A 17317-nucleotide genomic window follows, 5' to 3' on the forward strand; every position below is an offset into this window, starting at 1 on the left:
TCGAAATCTCCTCCAATGATGTCTGTCTAAAGCCTTGCTTCATATGAGAGCCGCTGCCGCACTGGTCACAAGCGCACCGGTGTCCGTTTAAATCGGCAGCATCGAACCCTTGTTCAGGCGAATCACTTCGTTCACAGTGTCGCTGTCCCTTGGGAACGCCGTGACACCGGTACGTGCGAGTTCGCGCACGCCGTACGGCCGAAGCAGCGCGATCAATGCGTCAATCTTGTCTGGGCGGCCTGTTGCCTGAACCGTCACGGACTCACGACCGACGTCGATGATGGAAGCGCGAAAGGGTTCAACGAGCGCCATCAGTTCTGCGCGGTTCTGCACGGAACTGTTGACCTTGATGAGCAATAGCTCCCGGGCAACAATCTGCTGTTCCGTGATGTCCATCACCTTCAGAACATCGATCTGCTTGTGTAGCTGTTTAATGACTTGCTCGACAATCCGCTCGTCGTCGGCGCCAATCACAATCGTCATTCGCGACACCCCATCGGTTTCGGTCGGGCCGACGGTGATGCTCTGGATGTTGAAACCCCGCTTCAAGAACAGTCCCGTGATGCGGTTGAGGACACCCATGCGGTTGTTAACCAAGACGGTTAAGACACGGTTCATGGCGTCACCCCCACCATCTCGTGAATGCCACAGCCGGGCGCCACCATTGGGTACACGTTCTCACTCGATGGCACGTGGCAGTCAATCAGAACCGGTCCCGGCGTTGCCAGTGCCAGTTGAATCTTCTCCGTCGCCTCGGCTTCGTTTTGCGCCTGGAAAGCTGGGATGCCAAAGGCGTCCGCGAGTTTCACAAAGTCGGGCTGCACCGGGATGAGAGACTCCGAGTAGCGACGCCCATGGAAGAACTCCTGCCACTGTCTGACCATTCCCAGTGAGCGGTTGTTGAGGACGACCACTTTCACTGGAATCTGGTACTCGACGATGACTGCTAGTTCTTGCATGGTCATCTGGAAGCCACCGTCGCCGACGACCGCGAACACCGGTGCGTCGGGCAGACCAAGTTGCGCCCCAATCGCCGCCGGCAACCCGAACCCCATCGTGCCAAGGCCCCCGGAAGTGACCCACCGTCCCGGCGCGCGGAACGGGAAGTACTGCGCCGCCCACATCTGGTGTTGCCCGACGTCCGTCACGACAACAGCTTCGCCGCTTGTCTCCTCGTGGATAATCTCAATCATCCGCTGCGGCTTCAAGCGCTCGCTGTCCGGGCGGTACCAGAACGGGTACGCCACTTTGAACTCCTGGAGTTGTTCACGCCACGCCGCCGCGTCAGTGAGCGAAACGCCGTCCTCGAGCAACATCGTGATGGCATGCTTGGCGTCGCCCACAACAGGGATGTCGGTCGGTACGTTTTTGCCAATCTCGGCCGGGTCAATGTCAATGTGCACCACTGTAGCTCGGCGCGCGAAGTGCTCGAGGTTGCCAGTGAGTCTGTCGTCGAAGCGTGCGCCGATATTCACCAACACGTCGCAGTCGTAGATCGCCATGTTGGCGGCGTAGGTCCCATGCATGCCGGCCATACCGAGAAACAGTGGGTGGTCGCCAGGAAAACTGCCGAGACCAAGCAACGTGTTCGTGACAGGAATCTGCGTAGTTTCAACCAACTTCAGCAATTCTTCCGTAGCGTGGGCGTGCAGCACACCGGCCCCTGCCAGGATGAGCGGACGCTTGGCATTGCGCAAAGCCTGTGCGACTTTTTTGATTTGCAAACTGTTCGGAATAAATGTCGGTTGGTAGCCCGGAATGCGCACCGGTTTTGAGTAGTCGAACGAACCTCTGGCGTTCGCGATGTCTTTCGGCAGGTCGATGAGGACAGGCCCAGGACGGCCTGTCGAGGCGATATGGAACGCCTCTTTAATGACCATCGGCAATTCGCGCACGTCCTGCACTTGGTAACTGTGCTTCGTGACAGGCATTGTAATGCCGAGAATCGAAGCCTCCTGAAAGGCGTCTGTGCCGATGACTTTGGTCGCTACCTGACCTGTGAAGACGACGAGCGGTAAGGAGTCCATCATCGCGTCAGTCAGGCCTGTCACAAGGTTGGTAGCGCCTGGGCCAGATGTCGCGATCACGACGCCCGGCCGGCCAGTAACACGCGCGTAGCCTTCCGCTGCGTGAATCGAGCCTTGCTCGTGCCGGGTCAAAATGTGCGGAATGCCACACTGGTAGAGTGCGTCATACACCGGCAGGACGGCGCCGCCAGGATACCCAAAAATCACTTCCACGTTTTCTGCTCGCAAGGACTCCACCAACATCTGCGCGCCGGTCAGGATGCTCGGGCTTTGTGCGCGCTCCCCTGGTTCTGCAGGCAGCGACGGCTGCACTCGCGGTGTCATGATCGTTCCCCTCCATTCACTCCATTTTTTTCACATCGTCGTGCCAGTTCGCTTAAACCATCAACACGCCACCCGTGTTTGCCGAGGTGACGAGCTTCGCGTACCGCGCCAGGTACCCGCTCTTGACCTTCGGCTCCGGTTGCTGCCACTTGGCACGGCGCCGCTCGAGTTCAGCATCGTCGATACACAGTTCAATCCGCCGTTCTGTCAGGTCAATCCGAATGCGGTCACCCGCTTCGATGAGGCCGATGGGCCCGCCTTCGGCAGCTTCCGGCGAGATGTGGCCGACACAAATTCCGCGCGTCGCACCGGAGAATCGGCCATCGGTGATGAGCGCGACATCTGTGTCAAGTCCGCGACCGACAATGGACGAGGTTGGAGCGAGCATTTCCGGCATCCCTGGACCGCCCTTCGGCCCTTCGTAGCGAATCACGACGACGTGGCCTTTGTGCACTGTACCGTCGTCAATGCCAGCCTGCGCCGCCTCCTGCGATTCGAAGCAGATAGCCTCTCCTTCGAAGAAGGTAATGCCGGAAGCCACCGCACCGACCTTAATCACGGCGCCATCCGGTGCCAGGTTGCCGTAGAGAATGGACAGGCCACCCGTCTGACTGTATGGATTCGTGCGGTGACGAATCACGTTCTCGTTCTTGATATCCGCGTCCGCCACATTGTCGCGCAGGCTGTTGCCCGTGACTGTGATGCGGTCCGGGTGAATGGTCCCTTCGACTGACATCAGTTCCTTGATGATGGCGCTGATGCCACCGGCGTTGTGGACGTCTTGCATGGAGTATTCAGAGGCAGGACTAATCTTCGAGAGGTACGGCACACGCTTCGCCACCTCGTTGATTCGCTCGAGGTCGTAGTCGATGCCGGCCTCGCGGGCGATGGCGAGCACGTGCAGCACTGTGTTGGTGGACCCGCCCATCGCCATGTCGAGCGCAAACGCGTCGTCAATCGCCTCTTCGGTGATGATGTCGCGCGGTTTGATGTCCTTCTCGACCATTTCCATCACACGACGCGCTGCCTCGCGGAACAGGTTGTGACGTTCTTCAGACGTCGCCACAAGCGTGCCGTTCCAAGGCAGCGCGATGCCGAGCATTTCCATCAAGCAGTTCATCGAGTTGGCCGTAAACATTCCCGAGCAAGAGCCGCAGGTCGGACAAGCGTTTTGCTCAATGTCGAGCAGGTCGGATTCGGACATTTTTCCTGAACGGTACGCACCGACACCTTCAAACACAGAAGTGAGCGACAACGGTCTGCCGGTGTTCGAACGACCAGCTTCCATCGGCCCACCAGACACAAAAACACACGGCACATTCGTTCGCACGGCCGCAAGGAGCATGCCTGGCGTGATTTTGTCGCAGTTGGGCAGAAACACGACACCGTCGAACCAGTGAGCGTTAATCATCGTCTCCGCAGAGTCGGCGATGAGTTCCCGGCTTGGCAGAGAGTAACGCATGCCGATGTGCCCCATAGCGATTCCGTCGTCGACACCAATCGTGTTGAACTCAAACGGAATGCCGCCAGCCTCTCGAATCGCCTCTTTCACCATTTCTCCAACTTTGTTCAAATGAACGTGGCCAGGAATGATGTCCACATAGGAATTGCACACGCCGATGAAGGGTTTCGTCAAATCCGTCGGTTTGACTCCGGTCGCGTACAAGAGACTGCGGTGTGGGGCCCTGTCTACCCCTTTTTTGATCATGTCGCTTCTCATTTCTCTCCACTCCCAGCAACGATGGAATGCCATTGGCATCTCTGTTTCAGAACCCGGGCAGAGCCCGGGCATGGCACAAACTCAGTCCGACACCGCAGAGCGGTCCGGGTGAATCTTAACGCCGTCAACTACAACGCGCTCGCGGAAGAGAGCCTCGAGCCTTCTCGTCACTTCGCCTGGCTTGCCTTCGCCAATCACCCGACCATCCACCTTGACAACCGGGATGACTTCCGCAGCGGTCCCTGTTAAAAACACTTCATCTGCCGTGTACACTTCATGGCGTGTAAACGGTTCAATGTGAACGGTGTAACCCTGTTCACGCGCGAGTTGGATGATTGCTGCTCGCGTGATGCCTTCAAGTGCGCCAATGTAGGATGGTGGCGTCCAAATTTCGCCGCGCCGCATGACAAACACGTTGTCCCCAGAGCCTTCGGCGACATACCCCTCTGTGTTGAGCATCAGCGCCTCACTGACGCCTGCGAGGTGCGCTTCAATCTTGACTAAGATGTTGTTCAGATAGTTGAGCGATTTCAGTTTCGGGTTCAAAATGTCTGACCGACTGCGGCGGGTAGCGACCGTTACAATCTCGAGGCCGTTCTGATAGAGTTCTTTCGGATACAACGCAAGCGGTTCGACGATTACGATAACATTCGGACTTTGACAAGTTAACGGGTCAAGTCCGAGGTTGCCGACGCCGCGAGAAACGACGAGTCGGATGTACGCGTCTTCGAGCTCGTTTGCCAACACCGTGTCGACGATGATTTTGGTCATTTCATCGTACGAGTACGGGATGTTAAGTAGAATCGCCTTCGCGGAATCGTACAGGCGCTCCATGTGTTCGTGCAGGCGATAAATGTTGCCACCATACACACGAATGCCTTCAAACACCCCGTCGCCGTACAGAAAACCGTGGTCGTAGACAGAAACTTTTGCCTCTTCTTTCGGCACCAACTGGTCATTCAAGTAAATCCACTGCGCCATCTCGGGCCACGCTCCTGACTGGGTCAAATTCCGCTGGATTGGGAGGGAAAATAGGCTAAATATTACGATAACTATTTATCAAGCCCGAGGTCACGGGCTCGATCGGGGAGGCAACGTTCAGTGCGCTGTGCCATGCTGTCAGTCCCTCTCTAGGTGTGCAAGTAATGTTTGAATTTGTCGAGCATTTTAGTACGCAACGCTCCCTGTGTCAATGCTTATCCGACTTGTCAGAATCATGTAAACGCTTACGAAAACGCTTACTGATGAAAATTTCTGGCTTATTTTCATAGCTTCACAAAAATTTTAGAATCATTCTTCAGCAGGGCCATCACCGCCGTCACAAGCCCAGTCGGCGGTGTTCTTCCACCCTGACTTGCTTGCGCTGCTGGCGAATGACGTACCTAGCTTGGGCAGTGTCGTACTGACGCTTCTCCTCGTCGGTCTCCGGGATGACCGGCGGAACTTCGGTCGGGTGCCCATTTTCGTCAAGTGCTACAAAGGTCAGGTACGAAGAGCCGGTCACTTTCCCTTTCCCAGTCACCAAGTCCTCGGACCGGACCGTGACATACACTTCGACAGAAGTGCGGTAGGCGCGTGTTACGCACGCTTCGAGGTTGATTGTCTCTCCCAGCAAAACCGGAGCAAGAAAGTCCATGCTGTCGATGGAAGCCGTCACCACGGGCTTGCGACAGTGCTTCATGGCAGTCATCGCACCCACCTTGTCGACAAACGCCATGACCTTGCCTCCGAAGATGGTATTGCGGTTGTTTGTGTCAGGTGGCAATACGTGGTCGTTGTACACCGTACGTGATATGCGGACTGGCTTTCCTTCCATACTGATGACCCTCCTTTTTCGTCGTCGCCTTCAAAGACGATTATAATGGTTTGCGCAAAGCCGTAGGTTAAAAACAGACATCCTTTCTGCCAGTGTGGTTCGTCGGCGCCTAGGTTTGCAAATGACAGGAACTGCGGTACGATTTGAGTACGACGCACAAAGGGGATAGGGCACAACAATGAATACACCCGAGCGAGATCGCTCGAGTTCCGACGTAAAAGCCCAAAATGCGCCAGTTTTGACCAAGCTTGCACGACTCGGCATTTCCCCCACGCATAAGCGGATTGGGGCCGTTTCGAGTATTGGTCTGTTTCTGTTTGGGATTTTCCTCCTATTTGTTATTTATTATCTGCAACGCAAATACCACTTTTCCGAAGCGATTCGCGCCTGGGGTTGGATTGGCATTGTCGCGAGCATCCTGTTGATGGCCCTGCTCTGTATCATCCCAGTGCCGTCAGAGTTCTTGCTGTTGATGAATATGAACGTCTACGGTATTGTCTGGGGCATTGTCTACGCCTGGATCGGAGTTCTGCTAGGAACTGGGGGCATCTTCCTGATGGCTCGTTACCTTGGCCGTCCAGCGCTGGAGAATTTCATTCCACCCGACCGCTTTGAACAGGTGGAGAGTTGGGTCAAAAGCAAGGGTAGCATCGGACTCTTGATGGCGCGGCTGTTGCCCGTGCCAGCCTCTGTCATCAACTATGTCGCTGGCGTTCTGAAGTCCGTGCACTGGTGGGACTACCTGTGGACAGCGGCTATCAGTATGATCCCCTATTACTGCGCGGCTGCACTGATCTACTTCGGCGTCTCAAAGCGAATTGTCATGCTGCTCATCTTCGGCGGTATCGCGCTCGTCTTTGTGTGGTTTATCGGCAGACATCTTAGTCGGCGCAGACAGCGGCGTCACTGACTCCGTGTTTCTCCAGGAACCCCGCCGATCGTAGAACAATCGACCGAATCCCCCTCGAGTAAGTCGAAAACGCTTCCATTTTGTAGTAATTTTTATGTTGATATTTTCCGTATAGCACGCATACAATGAAGCCGTCTACCAACTGTACCTAGTACAATCACACTACAGCTTGTCTCAGAATCAGCAATTGTTCGCTGCCAGCAGCATGCGAACGGCGGCGTTCGCGCGCCCATACGTTTCCTGCAGGCACGCGTTCGTCGAAGGTCGAAGGGGTGAACCGGGTGATGAGCAGTGCAGAGGATGACTTGGTGTCGTACAGAGAGGACGAAGTCGATCTGGATGACGAGTGGCTGGTGCTCATTCTAAAGGCGCGAGAGGCAGGATTGACGCCCGACGACGTGCGCCAGTTTTTTCGTTTCCGTCAAAAGGCCGTCTAGTTTTTCGATCAACAAAAAACCACGCTTGTTACATGAATCTGATATAATTTCCTGCAGACCCAGCGCAAAACTGTGACAACAAGGAGAGGCTGGCCACCGTGATCGGAGACCGTATCCGTCAGTACCGCCTACAAAAAAACTTGTCTTTGTCGGAACTCGCGGAACGGGCCGGGGTGGCAAAGTCGTATTTGAGTGCCATCGAGCGCTACATTCAAGTGAATCCGTCCATTCACGTGTTGGAGCGGTTAGCCGCTGTGCTGGACGTACCCGTTCACGTATTGATCGAAGCGGAAGACACCTCATCAACCGCCGTCACGGGAGACGACAATCACTTCGACCCTGACTGGCTGAACATCGTACGTGAGGCGATGAACTCAGGTGTCAGTAAAGAGGAGTTCCGACAGTTTCTCGAGTTCCAGAAATGGCGGCGTCAGGGGCAGGACTGACGTCATGGGCACGAACCGAACACCACGACATTGACCGGGCAGGTTCCGCAATGGGGACCTCCCGCGTTCATTTTTCCAGCCGCAGTGGCGGGCTGGTCGCCCCAACGCCCACGCGGTCAATTAGACTCAGTCGGAGGCTGTCCACGAACGGATCCCAGTATGTGCGCGCTGAAACGCCGAACACGTCAGCGAGTGCCTTCTCGCTCAGAACGTCCTGCACGTCTCCTGAACCATGCATTTTACCTTTGTGCAAAAGCAGGAGGTCGCTGCAAAAGCGAATCGCGAGTTCCAAGTGGTGAATCGCCAACACGACGAGATACCCAGACTCCGTCAATTTCTGCAGGTGTTGCAAGATATCCAGTTGGTAGTACAAGTCGAGACTCGCAATCGGTTCGTCGAGCAGGAGCACCCTGCTTTCCTGCGCCAGACAGCGAGCTACCCCAGCCCGTTGCCGTTCGCCACCGGACAGCGACGACAGCGGCACTTCTGCTGCATGCTCAAGGTTCATCCGCGCCAAGGCCTCACGAACTGCGGCTTCGTTGTCGGCCGCCGTGGATCCAGGATGCGAGTAGCGCCCCATTCGCACGAACTCGTAGACGTTAAATGGGACGTCTTCCGGGATCTGCTGAGGTAAGTATGCAATCGCCCGGGCACGTGCTCTGGTGCCGAGCTCGCGGATGTCCAGGCCGTCTAGGTCAACCCGCCCTTGGTCTGGCGAGCGGACCCCGGCCATCAGGCGCAGAAGCGTAGATTTGCCTGCGCCGTTTGGCCCAATCAGGCCGACCAACTGACCGGCCTTCCAGTCGACGCTGATGTCTTCAACGATTGTGCCAAAGCCAACGCCCGACAAGGTCAAACGAGTCATCAGCCTCAGCGCCTCCCATATGCAGTGTCGCGACTGCGCAACAAGTATAGAAAAAACGGAGCGCCCAGGCTCGCTGTGACAATTCCGACGTTCAGTTCACGCGGCAACAGCACCATCCGCGCCACCAAGTCAGAGAAAAGAACGAGCACCGCACCGCCAATCGCAGATGCCGGCAGCAGCAGCCGGTGGCGGGGACCAATGACAAGGCGCATCACGTGTGGAACGATTAGACCGACGAACGCAATCACGCCACTTACGCTGACGCAGGCGCCAACCACGAAAGCCGCCGCCACAAAAGTCACCTGCTTGACCCGCTGCAAGTGGACACCGACCGCCTCCGCGTGCTCCTCTCCGAGCGACAGAATATCCAGACCATCGGCAAGCAGGAAGTAGGCGACAAATCCTCCCGCGAACACCCCGCCGACCATCAGAACGCTTGCCCAAGTAATCCCGTCGAGTCCCCCCATCAACCAGAACAGCATCTGCTGCATCGTCTGCAGCGGGGTGAGCGACATGATGAGGCTGACCATGGCGCTGCAAAAGGAACTGACCGCGACGCCCGCTAGTAACAGCGAGTAGATGGCGGTACGGCCACGGACGGTCGCGATGCGGTAAATCAGGAAGACCGCCACCAAGCCCGCGGCAAACGCGCCAAGCGGCGTCCACCAGAAACCCGCTGCGGCCAGCCCGCTTTGGATCACCGCGACAGCGCCAAGGGAGCCTCCGCTCGCGACGCCAATAATGCCGGGATCGGCCATTGGGTTGCGAAACACTGCCTGCAGCGCGGCTCCGGTCGACGCCAGTCCTGCCCCTACAACAGCACCTGCGACCATCCGAGGCAAGCGAATTGCGCCCATGACGACTGCGTCGGCACTGCGCCCGCCGTGAAAATACGCCCACAGCTGCACAACGGCTTGGCCGGGGCTGATGGACATCGGGCCGACGGCCACTTCGGCCAAGGCCGCCGCAACAAAGAGCAAGCCAAGCCACGTCATCGTGCGGGCGGGCGACATTCGTCTCATCGGGACGCCTCCTTCGTGGCTGCCTGCTGCGTGTCTGCCTTGCACACGAGGCAACAGCTCGCTTCTACGTGGTCGTGAATCCACATTTCAGCGTCCCTTGTCAAAAGAAAAACCCTGTCGACGACAGGGTGGCTGGAGTTCCGTATGTACGTTCCCATACAGATCCATAACCTTTCCTCGAAGGTCGGCTGCTGCTCCTATCAGGCAGGTCTCCTGGCTCACAGTCCATGGCCTCCACGCTAGATGTGAAGGTGGGCTGATTACAGTGGCGGGACCGCACCGGACTCACACCGGTTTCCCTATTCTCCCGAGGCTCAAGTCCTCCGGGCACCTGATGGGTTAAGTTTTCATTGCGATCATAGAGCAGGGCCCGGCACCTGTCAACGCGCGCCCGAGTCCCGGTCACATTGTGCTGAGGTCAGCGGGACTCGAACGCTGACGGAGGAACGTCAAATCGCGTTCCCGCCACCGTGGATGTAGATCACCTGACCAGACACGTAGCTCGCATCCTCGCTCACGAGGAACGCGATAACGTTCGCGACGTCTTCCGGTTTGCCGACGCGGCGCAGAGCGACGCGAGCGGCCACCGCCTGTTTGAATTGCTCCGGGTTCAGTCCCATGCGCTCTGCCGTCTGCTTGGTCATCTCCGTGTCAATAAAACCCGGTGCAACTGCGTTGACGTTAATGTTGAACTGGCCGAGTTCAATCGCCAGGGTTTTCGTAAAGCCCTGCAATCCAGCTTTGGCAGCAGAGTAGTTCGCTTGTCCACGGTTGCCGAGCGCTGAGGTGCTGCTCGTGTTGACAATTTTCCCGTACTTCTGTTCCACCATCACTCTTTGCGCTGCCTTCGCACACAAAAAGCTCCCTTTCAAATGCACGTTCAGAACCGTATCCCAGTCGTCTTCTGTCATCTTGAACAGCAGGTTGTCCCTGATTAACCCAGCGTTGTTGACCAGAATATCGAGTCGGCCGTAGGCTTGGACAATCCGTTCGACCGCCGCATCCACTTCGCTGGCGACAGCCACGTTGCAGCCGATGCCGATGGCCTTGCCGCCTTCCGCCTCAATCGACGCCACGGTGTCGCGCGTGAACTCCTCTTGTAGGTCAATCACGGCGACCTTTGCGCCGTCCTGCGCAAGCTTGCGCGCGGTAGCAGCCCCAATGCCACGCGCAGCTCCTGTCACCATTGCAACTCGGTTCTCTAAACGCCCCATATGTAGGCATCCTCTCTTCAGTTAATTTACGACATTACGATACTCCTTGGTGCCCCACCTCGCCGACGTCAGCGAAGAGCTACAGCAAACTCTGCATGACCCGCAACGACGCGCTCTTGCTTTTGCGTCATCCCCCACACATCGGCGCGCACCACCTGCTGCCCATCTACATCCTCAACCGCTTTCACTGTACCTGCGCAGGTGACAACATCCCCCGGGCGGACCATACCCGTGAATCTAATCCCAAACGTCAACAAGTCCCCTTCCACACCGACAATCTCCGACAGCATCTGGCCGACAAACGCCATTGTCAACATACCGTGCGCGATAACGCCGCCAAGCCCCGCCTGCTGCGCAAACTCGTCCACTGTATGAATGGGGTTAAAGTCCCCTGATGCGCCCGAGTACATCACGAGCTGCGTCTTGGTGACTGGCGGCTTGACCAGCGGGCCGAGCGCTTGACCCGGCTGATAACGTTCCATTCGTTCCACACTCCCTCCTCCGGCCAAACCGACCGGTTGGTGCTCAAGCAGCAAACGACGTTACAGAAGTGCAAATGCGATGCCTACGCCTGTGGTCGATAAATGACCGTCGACTTCTGCACAAGCAAGTGCTCCCCAGCTTCGTCGGCAACTGTCTGCTCAAACACAAGGAACACCATCGTGCCAAGCGATCCCGATTTTTCAAACACATCGACGAGTTTGTTGCTGCAGTACACCACATCGCCAGCGCAAATCGGCTTTTTGTAGCTGAACTCCTGCGAACCGTGGATGAGACCTGCAAATGGCAGTTCGAACTCAGGAATGTCACCAAAGTCGAAAGACCTGCTGAACGTCGGCGGTGCGACGATGCGCCCATAACGCGTCCCGGCAGCATACTGTTCGTCGCGGTAGAGCGGATTTGGATCACCGATGGCCTCAGCGAACTTCCGGATGGCCCCTTTCTCGACTTCGTTTTTTACCGGCGTGGAGCTACGCCCGACAAACGGGCGAAACCTGTCAGCGGCAGCCATGACTCACTCTCCTGTCACATTCTCTGTCCAGTGCCGTCAAGACGAACCTCAACGCTTGAATGACGCGGCGCCGTCGTCGACGAAGAACTCGTGTCCGTTGAGGAATGAGGCATCGTCGCTGGCGAGGAAGGTGACGAATTTCGCCACCTCCTCAGGCGTCCCCATACGACGGCGCATCTGTGCCTTCTGAGCAGCGTCCCAGATGGCAGGATTGTCGCGCCAGCCGTCGACGATGTGCGTGTCGATCAGACCTGGCGCAATCGCGACCACGCGAATTCCGTACGGGGCGAGTTCCAGCGCCGCCGCCTTCGTCATCATGACAACTGCGCCTTTGCTCGCGTGGTACGGGAACTGTCTGCGGTCTGCGATGAAACCGTAGACCGACGCGGTGTTGATGATGACGCCGCCGCCCGTCTCTTTCATTGCTCGGCCTGCTGCTCGAATCCCGTAGAACACACCGTGTTGATCAACTGCCACCACACGGTGGTACTCTTCAATCGGCATCTCCAGCACGCTCACCTGCAAGCCGCCGACGCCAGCGTTGTTGAACATCACGTCGAGCCTTCCGTAATGGTCCACGGCGGTTTGCACCAACGCCTCGACCTGCCCGTAGTCGGCAGTGTTTACAGGGTGAAACAGCGCGTTGCCGCCACCCGCCGTGATGTCTGAAACGACTTCCTGACCCGTCTCATGGTTGATGTCCCCGACGACAACCTTCGCCCCTTCACGGGCGAACTCTCGCGCACAGGCGCGGCCAATACCGCTTCCCCCGCCCGTGACAACGGCGACTTTACCTGCAAGTCTCACAGCCGATACCTCCAATCAATCGGTTTGCAACTTTGCAGCGATGAGTTCACGCAAGCGGAACTTCTGTACCTTGCCGCTCGCGGTGCGCGGGAACTCCTCGACAATTTCGATGCGTTCCGGCCAGTATTGCCGGGTCACGCCTTTCTGGTTGAGAAAGGCGGTCATCGAGGCCATCGTCAGCGGCTCGCGTCCTGGTTTCATGCTGACGAACGCGCAAGCGCGTTCCTGCAGACGCGCGTCCGGCATCGCCACCAATTGTGCGACTGCCACATCCGGGTGCTCATGCAGGAGGTTTTCTATGTAGGAGACCGGCACGTTTTCACCGCCACGGATGATGGTATCCTTTTGCCGGCCGGTGATGCGGACGTACCCATCGGAGTCAATCGTTGCGCGGTCACCCGTGATAAACCACTCGTCGACGAACTGAGAGACGGTGTACTCGTGGTTTTTCAAATAGCCAACAAACACCGTTGCCCCAGCCACCCACAAATCTCCTTCCGTATCCGGGGCAACCAGTGCCTGAGATTCATCAACAGTCTTGACCTTGAGATGCCCCAGTGGACACCCGTCAGTGCTAGTCAGCTTGTCGATCGAATCTCCTGGCATGGTGACAGTGACGAGACCGTTCTCAGACTGGCCCCATCCGGACAGGATTCGGCAGGGCAGCTTCTCGTACGCTTCGCGCACCAGCGGGCGCGGGATGGGCGCTCCGGCCGAAACAAAGTATTTCAGCGAACTCAAGTCACGGTCCTTGAGCCCTTCAAGCTGCACAAGGTCGTACAGAAATGGCGTTGCTGCCATCGTGAAGGTAACTTTGTCCTGTTCAATGTGGTCGACAAGGCGATGTGGATTCCACACGTCCTGAAAAATGGCTGTAGCGCCGAGTTCAATTGGCATCCGTACGCCGTACAAAAATCCGGTCTGGTGCGCAAACGTCGAGGCCATGAAGATGACGTCGTCAGATGTCAAGCCAAGGCGTTCCACCATGATATCGTTGGTCGTGCCAAGCGTGTTGTGTGTATGCATGACACCTTTGGGCATACCCGTAGTTCCGGACGTGAAGACAATTTCCGTGACGTCGTTCGGGTCAAGCACGATGTCGTCCAGCGCTGTTATACTGCCACGCGTCTCCCATGGCTCGTCCGTAAGTTTTGAGAATGCCTCAAAGCCTTCAGGAACGTGCTCACCAATCACAAATACATGCTGGAGCGCTGGCCAGTTTGGCCGCAGGCGGCTAATCATCTCCGTGTAGTCGAAACCGCGAAAGACATCGGGAATGACAAGAACCTTTGACTCCGCCTCTCTGACCATATATGAAATTTCGCGATCTCGATAGATCGGAATGAGCGGGTTGCTAATGGCGCCAATGCGCGTCGTCGCAAAATGTAAGATGAGGAATTCGTTCCAGTTCGGCAGTTGGAAGGAGACGACATCGCCCGCTCCCACTCCGTAGGCCTGCAAAGCAAGTGCGACGCGGTCTACGACTTCTTCAAATTCCCGATAGGTGTAAGAGGAATTACGGTCTATGATGGCAACCTTGTCTGGAATCTCCTTGGCTCGCTGTTTCAGCACAGACACAATGGTTCGGTGCGGCCAGTCGTTCATGTACCGCGCCTTATACGAATCTGTGAGTATGGTTTGAAGCTTCACCGGCAACCTCACCCCTCGTGCTTCTCTAAATTACATCGTCCTCATTGTAGCGCAACCACAGCTAGAATTGTCTATACCATGGTTAAACCACCACTCACTGACAGCGTCTGGCCCGTGACATAGCTCGCCTCTTTGGAGACAAAATACGCGACTGCCCCTGCGATGTCCTCCGGCCGTCCAAGGCGCCGCAGTGGAATCGCCTTCTCAAGGGCACTCTTGATGCCGGGGTTATACGACCCAATCTCCGCAAACAGCGGCGTGTCTGCAGGTCCTGGCGCAACGCAGTTGACGTTGATGTGGTAACGCGCTAGTTCTCGAGCCAACGTCTTCGTGAAGGCAATCACGCCTCCTTTCGCCGCGGAGTATACCGCTTCCCCGGTTGAACCGACACGACCCGCATCAGAGGCAATGTTGACGACGCGACCGCTCCCATGCTCAATCAGGGTTGGCAGCAGAACTTTGCACGTGTGCATCGGACCAAGCAGGTTGATCCGCAGAATGCGGTCCCAGGTATCAGGCGAGCTGTCGAGAAAAGGCTCGACCTTGTCCCAGCCCGCATTGTTGACGAGGACGTTTACGAACCCGCACGCTGCAAGCACCTCATCGCGCGCCCGTTCCACACTTGCGAGGTCGGTCACGTCACAGTGAACGGCAATGGCCTTTCCGCCCGCGCGTTCAACTTCTGTCACCGTCTCCCGCGCCGCATCAAGTCGCACGTCCGCCACAGCCACCGTCCCTGCTTGCGCTAACTGATGCGCGATGGCTCTGCCAATTCCGCTTCCCGCCCCGGTGACAAATGCCACTTGTGCCGTCATCATGCATCCTCCCCTTGTGCACTGCCAGTTGTCAACGTGATCGAACTGAGTCTCAGAGCAGGTGCGTCACCCCCGGAACTTCCGAAAGTCAACGGGTCGCTTCGCTCGGAAGGCTCGATTGCCCTCCTGCGCTTCTTCCGTGCCATAGTACATCGCTAGACTCGCCATGCCGAGTTGCGAGATGCCCTCAATGAACGCCACATCTGCGTTAAACGACTGCTTCAGGACCTTGAGGGCGGTCGGACTCTTATCTAGAATCTTCTGACACCAACGGTCAACTTCCTCCATGAGCTGTTCATGCGGCACAACTTTATTCACAAGCCCCATCTCTCGCGCTTCTTCGGCACTGTACTGTTCGCACAGGTACCAAATTTCACGGGCCTTTTTGTGACCGACAATGTGCGCGAGGTAGCTGCTCCCAAAGCCGACGTCGTAGCTGCCCACCTTCGGCCCACTCTGCCCGAAGATTGCCCTGTCAGAGGCGATTGTCAAGTCGCAGATCACGTGCAAGACGTGTCCGCCGCCGATGGCGTAACCGTTGACGGCCGCGATGACAGGCTTCGGAATGCTGCGAATGTAGTAGTGCAGCGTCTCAATCTCGATACCAATGCCGTTGCCAAGCCCACTTTTCGCACCGTACCCGTCCGCTGCACGCTCCTTTTGGTCACCGCCGGCACAAAACGCGCGGTCACCCGCACCGGTCAAGACGACGACACCGATTTCGTTGTCGTCCCACGCGTCGCGAAAGGCCGTGATCATCTCGTCCACGGTCTGGCCGCGAAACGCATTCATCGCCTTTGGCCGATTGATTGTTACTTTGGCAACACCGCCCTGCTTCTCGTAGAGAATGTCGGTCAAATTCATGCCGGTTCCCCTCCTCGGTTGCGCTTAACAGGGTTTATAGGCGCGGCCGAACAATTCCCGGGCAATGACCATCTGTTGGGTCTGCGCGGCGACGGCAGCCTTTGGCCCCATCCACTTCGCCATCGCGGCCTCCATCGTGTGCGGCCGCCCGCAATCGCGAAGCCACAGCGCTCGATAGCAGTGCCACCTGACCATCTGTAGTTTGGTGTAGTGCTCGACAATGGGAAAAGACGCCCCTTGGTACTTGGCCAAGGGGTGTCCTAAGGTGTGTCTGACTTTGACAAACGCTATCGTCTCGTCGAGGCTTTGCAACGCAGCGCCAATGCACTGGAGAGCAATCAAAATGCGACTCAGGTCAAACCCGTTCATCACTTCGTAAAACCCGCGGTTCTCCACTCCGACCAAATTCTCGGCAGGCACGCGAACGCTGTCCAGAACGACCGAGCCACGCGCAATCGGGACGGTCCCCATATCCCGACAGACCTCGGTATGCACACCTGGCAGACCTGTTGGCACGAGAAAGGCGCTGATGCCCTTGGCGCCCTTTGACGTAAATGAGAAGTCGATGACCGCTCCCCCCTCTACTCAAGTTCATGCGAGGTAGACGAGAAACATGCGTGGCTCAGCCGAGCATCGTAAATCCGCCGTCGACTGCGAGAACCTGCCCTGTCACCCAGTTCGAGCGGCTCGACAACAAAAACAGCATCGCATCTGCGACGTCTTGCGGCGTTCCAAGTCGGCCGGCAGGATACTGCCGAGTGATTTTCGGAACTAGCTCTGGGTCGAGCGGACTGTCTGGCTTGTCCACGAGGCCGAGCGACATGGTATTGCACTGCACACCCTTTGGCCCGACTTCCTGGGCAAGTGACTTGACAAAGCTAATGGCCGCTCCCCGCGCGGACGAGGAAATGATGAGATTGCGGTCGCCGGTGCGGGCTGAATCCCCGACGAGATTGATGAACTTCCCCCGCCCCTGATGTGTCATCTGTGGGACTAACAAATAGGCCAGGTGTAAGACGCTGAAGTAACAAGCGCTCACTTCTCTGTGCCACTCGCCGGGTTGATAGTCGTACAGCCGCTTATACTGACCGAACCCCGCGTTGTTGACCACGCCGTACAGGTCTCCGATGCGCGCGAGTTCGTCGCGCAAGCGCTCTACTTGTTGGTAGTCGCCGAGGTCTCCCTGCACCAGGTGTACCTCTGCTGCGACGGAAGAGCGCACTTCCTCCATCAATGCTTGGGCTGCATCTGCAGAGTTGAAGTAGTGGAGCACTACGCGCGCGCCTTCAGCCGCGAGCGCTCTCACCATCTGCCTGCCAACCCCAAGTGCGGCGCCTGTGACTAGCACCACTTTGCCTTCCAAATCGAGGTCCACGCCAGTGCCTCCT

19 protein-coding genes and 1 riboswitch are annotated in these 17317 nt (G+C 57.2%); of the genes, 3 read left to right on the plus strand and 16 right to left on the minus strand.

The features are described 5' to 3' along the window. Positions 1 to 87 precede the first annotated feature (87 nt). The 5 genes from ilvN to JC200_RS04615 form a co-directional block, all read right to left on the minus strand. Complete coding sequence (gene ilvN, locus JC200_RS04595; RefSeq protein ID WP_274434993.1) at positions 88 to 618, minus strand: acetolactate synthase small subunit; 531 nt, start codon at positions 616 to 618, stop codon at positions 88 to 90. Next, positions 615 to 2351: an acetolactate synthase large subunit gene (gene ilvB, locus JC200_RS04600; protein ID WP_274434994.1), complete on the minus strand. Its 1737-nt coding sequence runs from the start codon at positions 2349 to 2351 to the stop codon at positions 615 to 617. The genes ilvN and ilvB overlap by 4 nt, the downstream gene beginning before the upstream one ends. Positions 2352 to 2403: 52 nt before the next feature. Further along, the gene (ilvD, locus tag JC200_RS04605) at positions 2404 to 4071 is read right to left on the minus strand and encodes a dihydroxy-acid dehydratase (RefSeq protein WP_274434995.1); all 1668 of its coding nucleotides are present in this window, start codon (positions 4069 to 4071) and stop codon (positions 2404 to 2406) included. Positions 4072 to 4152: 81 nt separating this feature from the next. Then, positions 4153 to 5052, minus strand: coding sequence for a branched-chain-amino-acid transaminase (gene ilvE, locus JC200_RS04610; RefSeq protein WP_274434996.1), 900 nt, complete (start codon positions 5050 to 5052; stop codon positions 4153 to 4155). A 337-nt stretch (positions 5053 to 5389) separates the two neighbouring features. Continuing rightward, positions 5390 to 5887 carry an acyl-CoA thioesterase gene (locus JC200_RS04615; protein ID WP_274434997.1) on the minus strand — a complete coding sequence of 166 codons (498 nt, stop codon included), beginning with the start codon at positions 5885 to 5887 and terminating at the stop codon, positions 5390 to 5392. 178 nt (positions 5888 to 6065) lie between these two features. Here JC200_RS04615 and JC200_RS04620 point away from each other — a divergent pair, with 178 nt between their 5' ends. The 3 genes from JC200_RS04620 to JC200_RS04630 all read left to right on the plus strand — a co-directional run bounded on the left by JC200_RS04620 (position 6066) and on the right by JC200_RS04630 (position 7680). Next, positions 6066 to 6797, plus strand: coding sequence for a TVP38/TMEM64 family protein (locus JC200_RS04620; protein ID WP_274434998.1), 732 nt, complete (start codon positions 6066 to 6068; stop codon positions 6795 to 6797). Between the two features lie 284 nt (positions 6798 to 7081). Then, positions 7082 to 7234 carry an anti-repressor SinI family protein gene (locus tag JC200_RS04625; protein WP_274436465.1) on the plus strand — a complete coding sequence of 51 codons (153 nt, stop codon included), beginning with the start codon at positions 7082 to 7084 and terminating at the stop codon, positions 7232 to 7234. Between the two features lie 98 nt (positions 7235 to 7332). Next, a complete protein-coding gene (locus tag JC200_RS04630) occupies positions 7333 to 7680 on the plus strand; it encodes a helix-turn-helix domain-containing protein (protein ID WP_274434999.1) in 348 nt (115 codons plus the stop codon). A gap of 67 nt (positions 7681 to 7747) precedes the next feature. On the opposite strand, the gene JC200_RS04635 is transcribed toward JC200_RS04630, so the two are convergent. The 11 genes from JC200_RS04635 to JC200_RS04685 form a co-directional block, all read right to left on the minus strand. Beyond that, positions 7748 to 8545 carry an ABC transporter ATP-binding protein gene (locus tag JC200_RS04635; protein ID WP_274435000.1) on the minus strand — a complete coding sequence of 266 codons (798 nt, stop codon included), beginning with the start codon at positions 8543 to 8545 and terminating at the stop codon, positions 7748 to 7750. 5 nt (positions 8546 to 8550) lie between these two features. Next, entirely contained in the window at positions 8551 to 9567 is a 1017-nt protein-coding gene (locus tag JC200_RS04640; protein WP_274435001.1) for a FecCD family ABC transporter permease, read from the minus strand. Positions 9568 to 9753: 186 nt separating this feature from the next. After that, positions 9754 to 9917: riboswitch (cobalamin riboswitch) on the minus strand. 99 nt (positions 9918 to 10016) lie between these two features. Continuing rightward, positions 10017 to 10781 carry an SDR family NAD(P)-dependent oxidoreductase gene (locus JC200_RS04645; protein WP_274435002.1) on the minus strand — a complete coding sequence of 255 codons (765 nt, stop codon included), beginning with the start codon at positions 10779 to 10781 and terminating at the stop codon, positions 10017 to 10019. Positions 10782 to 10849: 68 nt separating this feature from the next. After that, entirely contained in the window at positions 10850 to 11263 is a 414-nt protein-coding gene (locus tag JC200_RS04650) for a MaoC/PaaZ C-terminal domain-containing protein (RefSeq protein ID WP_274436466.1), read from the minus strand. A gap of 83 nt (positions 11264 to 11346) precedes the next feature. Beyond that, a complete protein-coding gene (locus tag JC200_RS04655; protein WP_274435003.1) occupies positions 11347 to 11793 on the minus strand; it encodes a MaoC family dehydratase N-terminal domain-containing protein in 447 nt (148 codons plus the stop codon). Positions 11794 to 11841: 48 nt separating this feature from the next. Then, positions 11842 to 12600 carry an SDR family NAD(P)-dependent oxidoreductase gene (locus JC200_RS04660; protein ID WP_274435004.1) on the minus strand — a complete coding sequence of 253 codons (759 nt, stop codon included), beginning with the start codon at positions 12598 to 12600 and terminating at the stop codon, positions 11842 to 11844. 15 nt (positions 12601 to 12615) lie between these two features. Then, positions 12616 to 14250, minus strand: coding sequence for an AMP-binding protein (locus tag JC200_RS04665; protein ID WP_274436467.1), 1635 nt, complete (start codon positions 14248 to 14250; stop codon positions 12616 to 12618). A 71-nt stretch (positions 14251 to 14321) separates the two neighbouring features. Next, positions 14322 to 15065: an SDR family NAD(P)-dependent oxidoreductase gene (locus tag JC200_RS04670; RefSeq protein ID WP_274435005.1), complete on the minus strand. Its 744-nt coding sequence runs from the start codon at positions 15063 to 15065 to the stop codon at positions 14322 to 14324. A 66-nt stretch (positions 15066 to 15131) separates the two neighbouring features. After that, positions 15132 to 15929 (minus strand): 1,4-dihydroxy-2-naphthoyl-CoA synthase, encoded by a 798-nt coding sequence (gene menB / locus JC200_RS04675; protein ID WP_274435006.1) that lies wholly within the window; start codon positions 15927 to 15929, stop codon positions 15132 to 15134. 24 nt (positions 15930 to 15953) lie between these two features. After that, complete coding sequence (locus tag JC200_RS04680; protein ID WP_274435007.1) at positions 15954 to 16400, minus strand: acyl-CoA dehydrogenase family protein; 447 nt, start codon at positions 16398 to 16400, stop codon at positions 15954 to 15956. 151 nt (positions 16401 to 16551) lie between these two features. Then, positions 16552 to 17304, minus strand: a complete 753-nt coding sequence (locus JC200_RS04685) for an SDR family NAD(P)-dependent oxidoreductase (protein WP_274435008.1) — start codon at positions 17302 to 17304, stop codon at positions 16552 to 16554. Positions 17305 to 17317 lie beyond the last annotated feature (13 nt).

The organism is Alicyclobacillus sp. ALC3, assembly GCF_028751195.1.
GTDB lineage: Bacteria > Bacillota > Bacilli > Alicyclobacillales > Alicyclobacillaceae > Alicyclobacillus_L.

Coding starts and splice junctions, on each gene's coding strand:
- JC200_RS04640 (WP_274435001.1), bottom strand. CDS start 9,567: ATGAGACGAATGTCGCCCGCCCGCACGATGACGTGGCTTGGCTTGCTC.
- JC200_RS04655 (WP_274435003.1), bottom strand. CDS start 11,793: ATGGCTGCCGCTGACAGGTTTCGCCCGTTTGTCGGGCGTAGCTCCACG.
- menB (WP_274435006.1), bottom strand. CDS start 15,929: ATGAATTTGACCGACATTCTCTACGAGAAGCAGGGCGGTGTTGCCAAA.
- JC200_RS04625 (WP_274436465.1), top strand. CDS start 7,082: ATGAGCAGTGCAGAGGATGACTTGGTGTCGTACAGAGAGGACGAAGTC.
- ilvN (WP_274434993.1), bottom strand. CDS start 618: ATGAACCGTGTCTTAACCGTCTTGGTTAACAACCGCATGGGTGTCCTC.
- ilvD (WP_274434995.1), bottom strand. CDS start 4,071: ATGAGAAGCGACATGATCAAAAAAGGGGTAGACAGGGCCCCACACCGC.
- ilvB (WP_274434994.1), bottom strand. CDS start 2,351: ATGACACCGCGAGTGCAGCCGTCGCTGCCTGCAGAACCAGGGGAGCGC.
- JC200_RS04620 (WP_274434998.1), top strand. CDS start 6,066: ATGAATACACCCGAGCGAGATCGCTCGAGTTCCGACGTAAAAGCCCAA.
- JC200_RS04635 (WP_274435000.1), bottom strand. CDS start 8,545: ATGACTCGTTTGACCTTGTCGGGCGTTGGCTTTGGCACAATCGTTGAA.
- JC200_RS04650 (WP_274436466.1), bottom strand. CDS start 11,263: ATGGAACGTTATCAGCCGGGTCAAGCGCTCGGCCCGCTGGTCAAGCCG.
- JC200_RS04680 (WP_274435007.1), bottom strand. CDS start 16,400: ATGGGGACCGTCCCGATTGCGCGTGGCTCGGTCGTTCTGGACAGCGTT.
- JC200_RS04645 (WP_274435002.1), bottom strand. CDS start 10,781: ATGGGGCGTTTAGAGAACCGAGTTGCAATGGTGACAGGAGCTGCGCGT.
- JC200_RS04670 (WP_274435005.1), bottom strand. CDS start 15,065: ATGACGGCACAAGTGGCATTTGTCACCGGGGCGGGAAGCGGAATTGGC.
- ilvE (WP_274434996.1), bottom strand. CDS start 5,052: ATGGCGCAGTGGATTTACTTGAATGACCAGTTGGTGCCGAAAGAAGAG.
- JC200_RS04615 (WP_274434997.1), bottom strand. CDS start 5,887: ATGGAAGGAAAGCCAGTCCGCATATCACGTACGGTGTACAACGACCAC.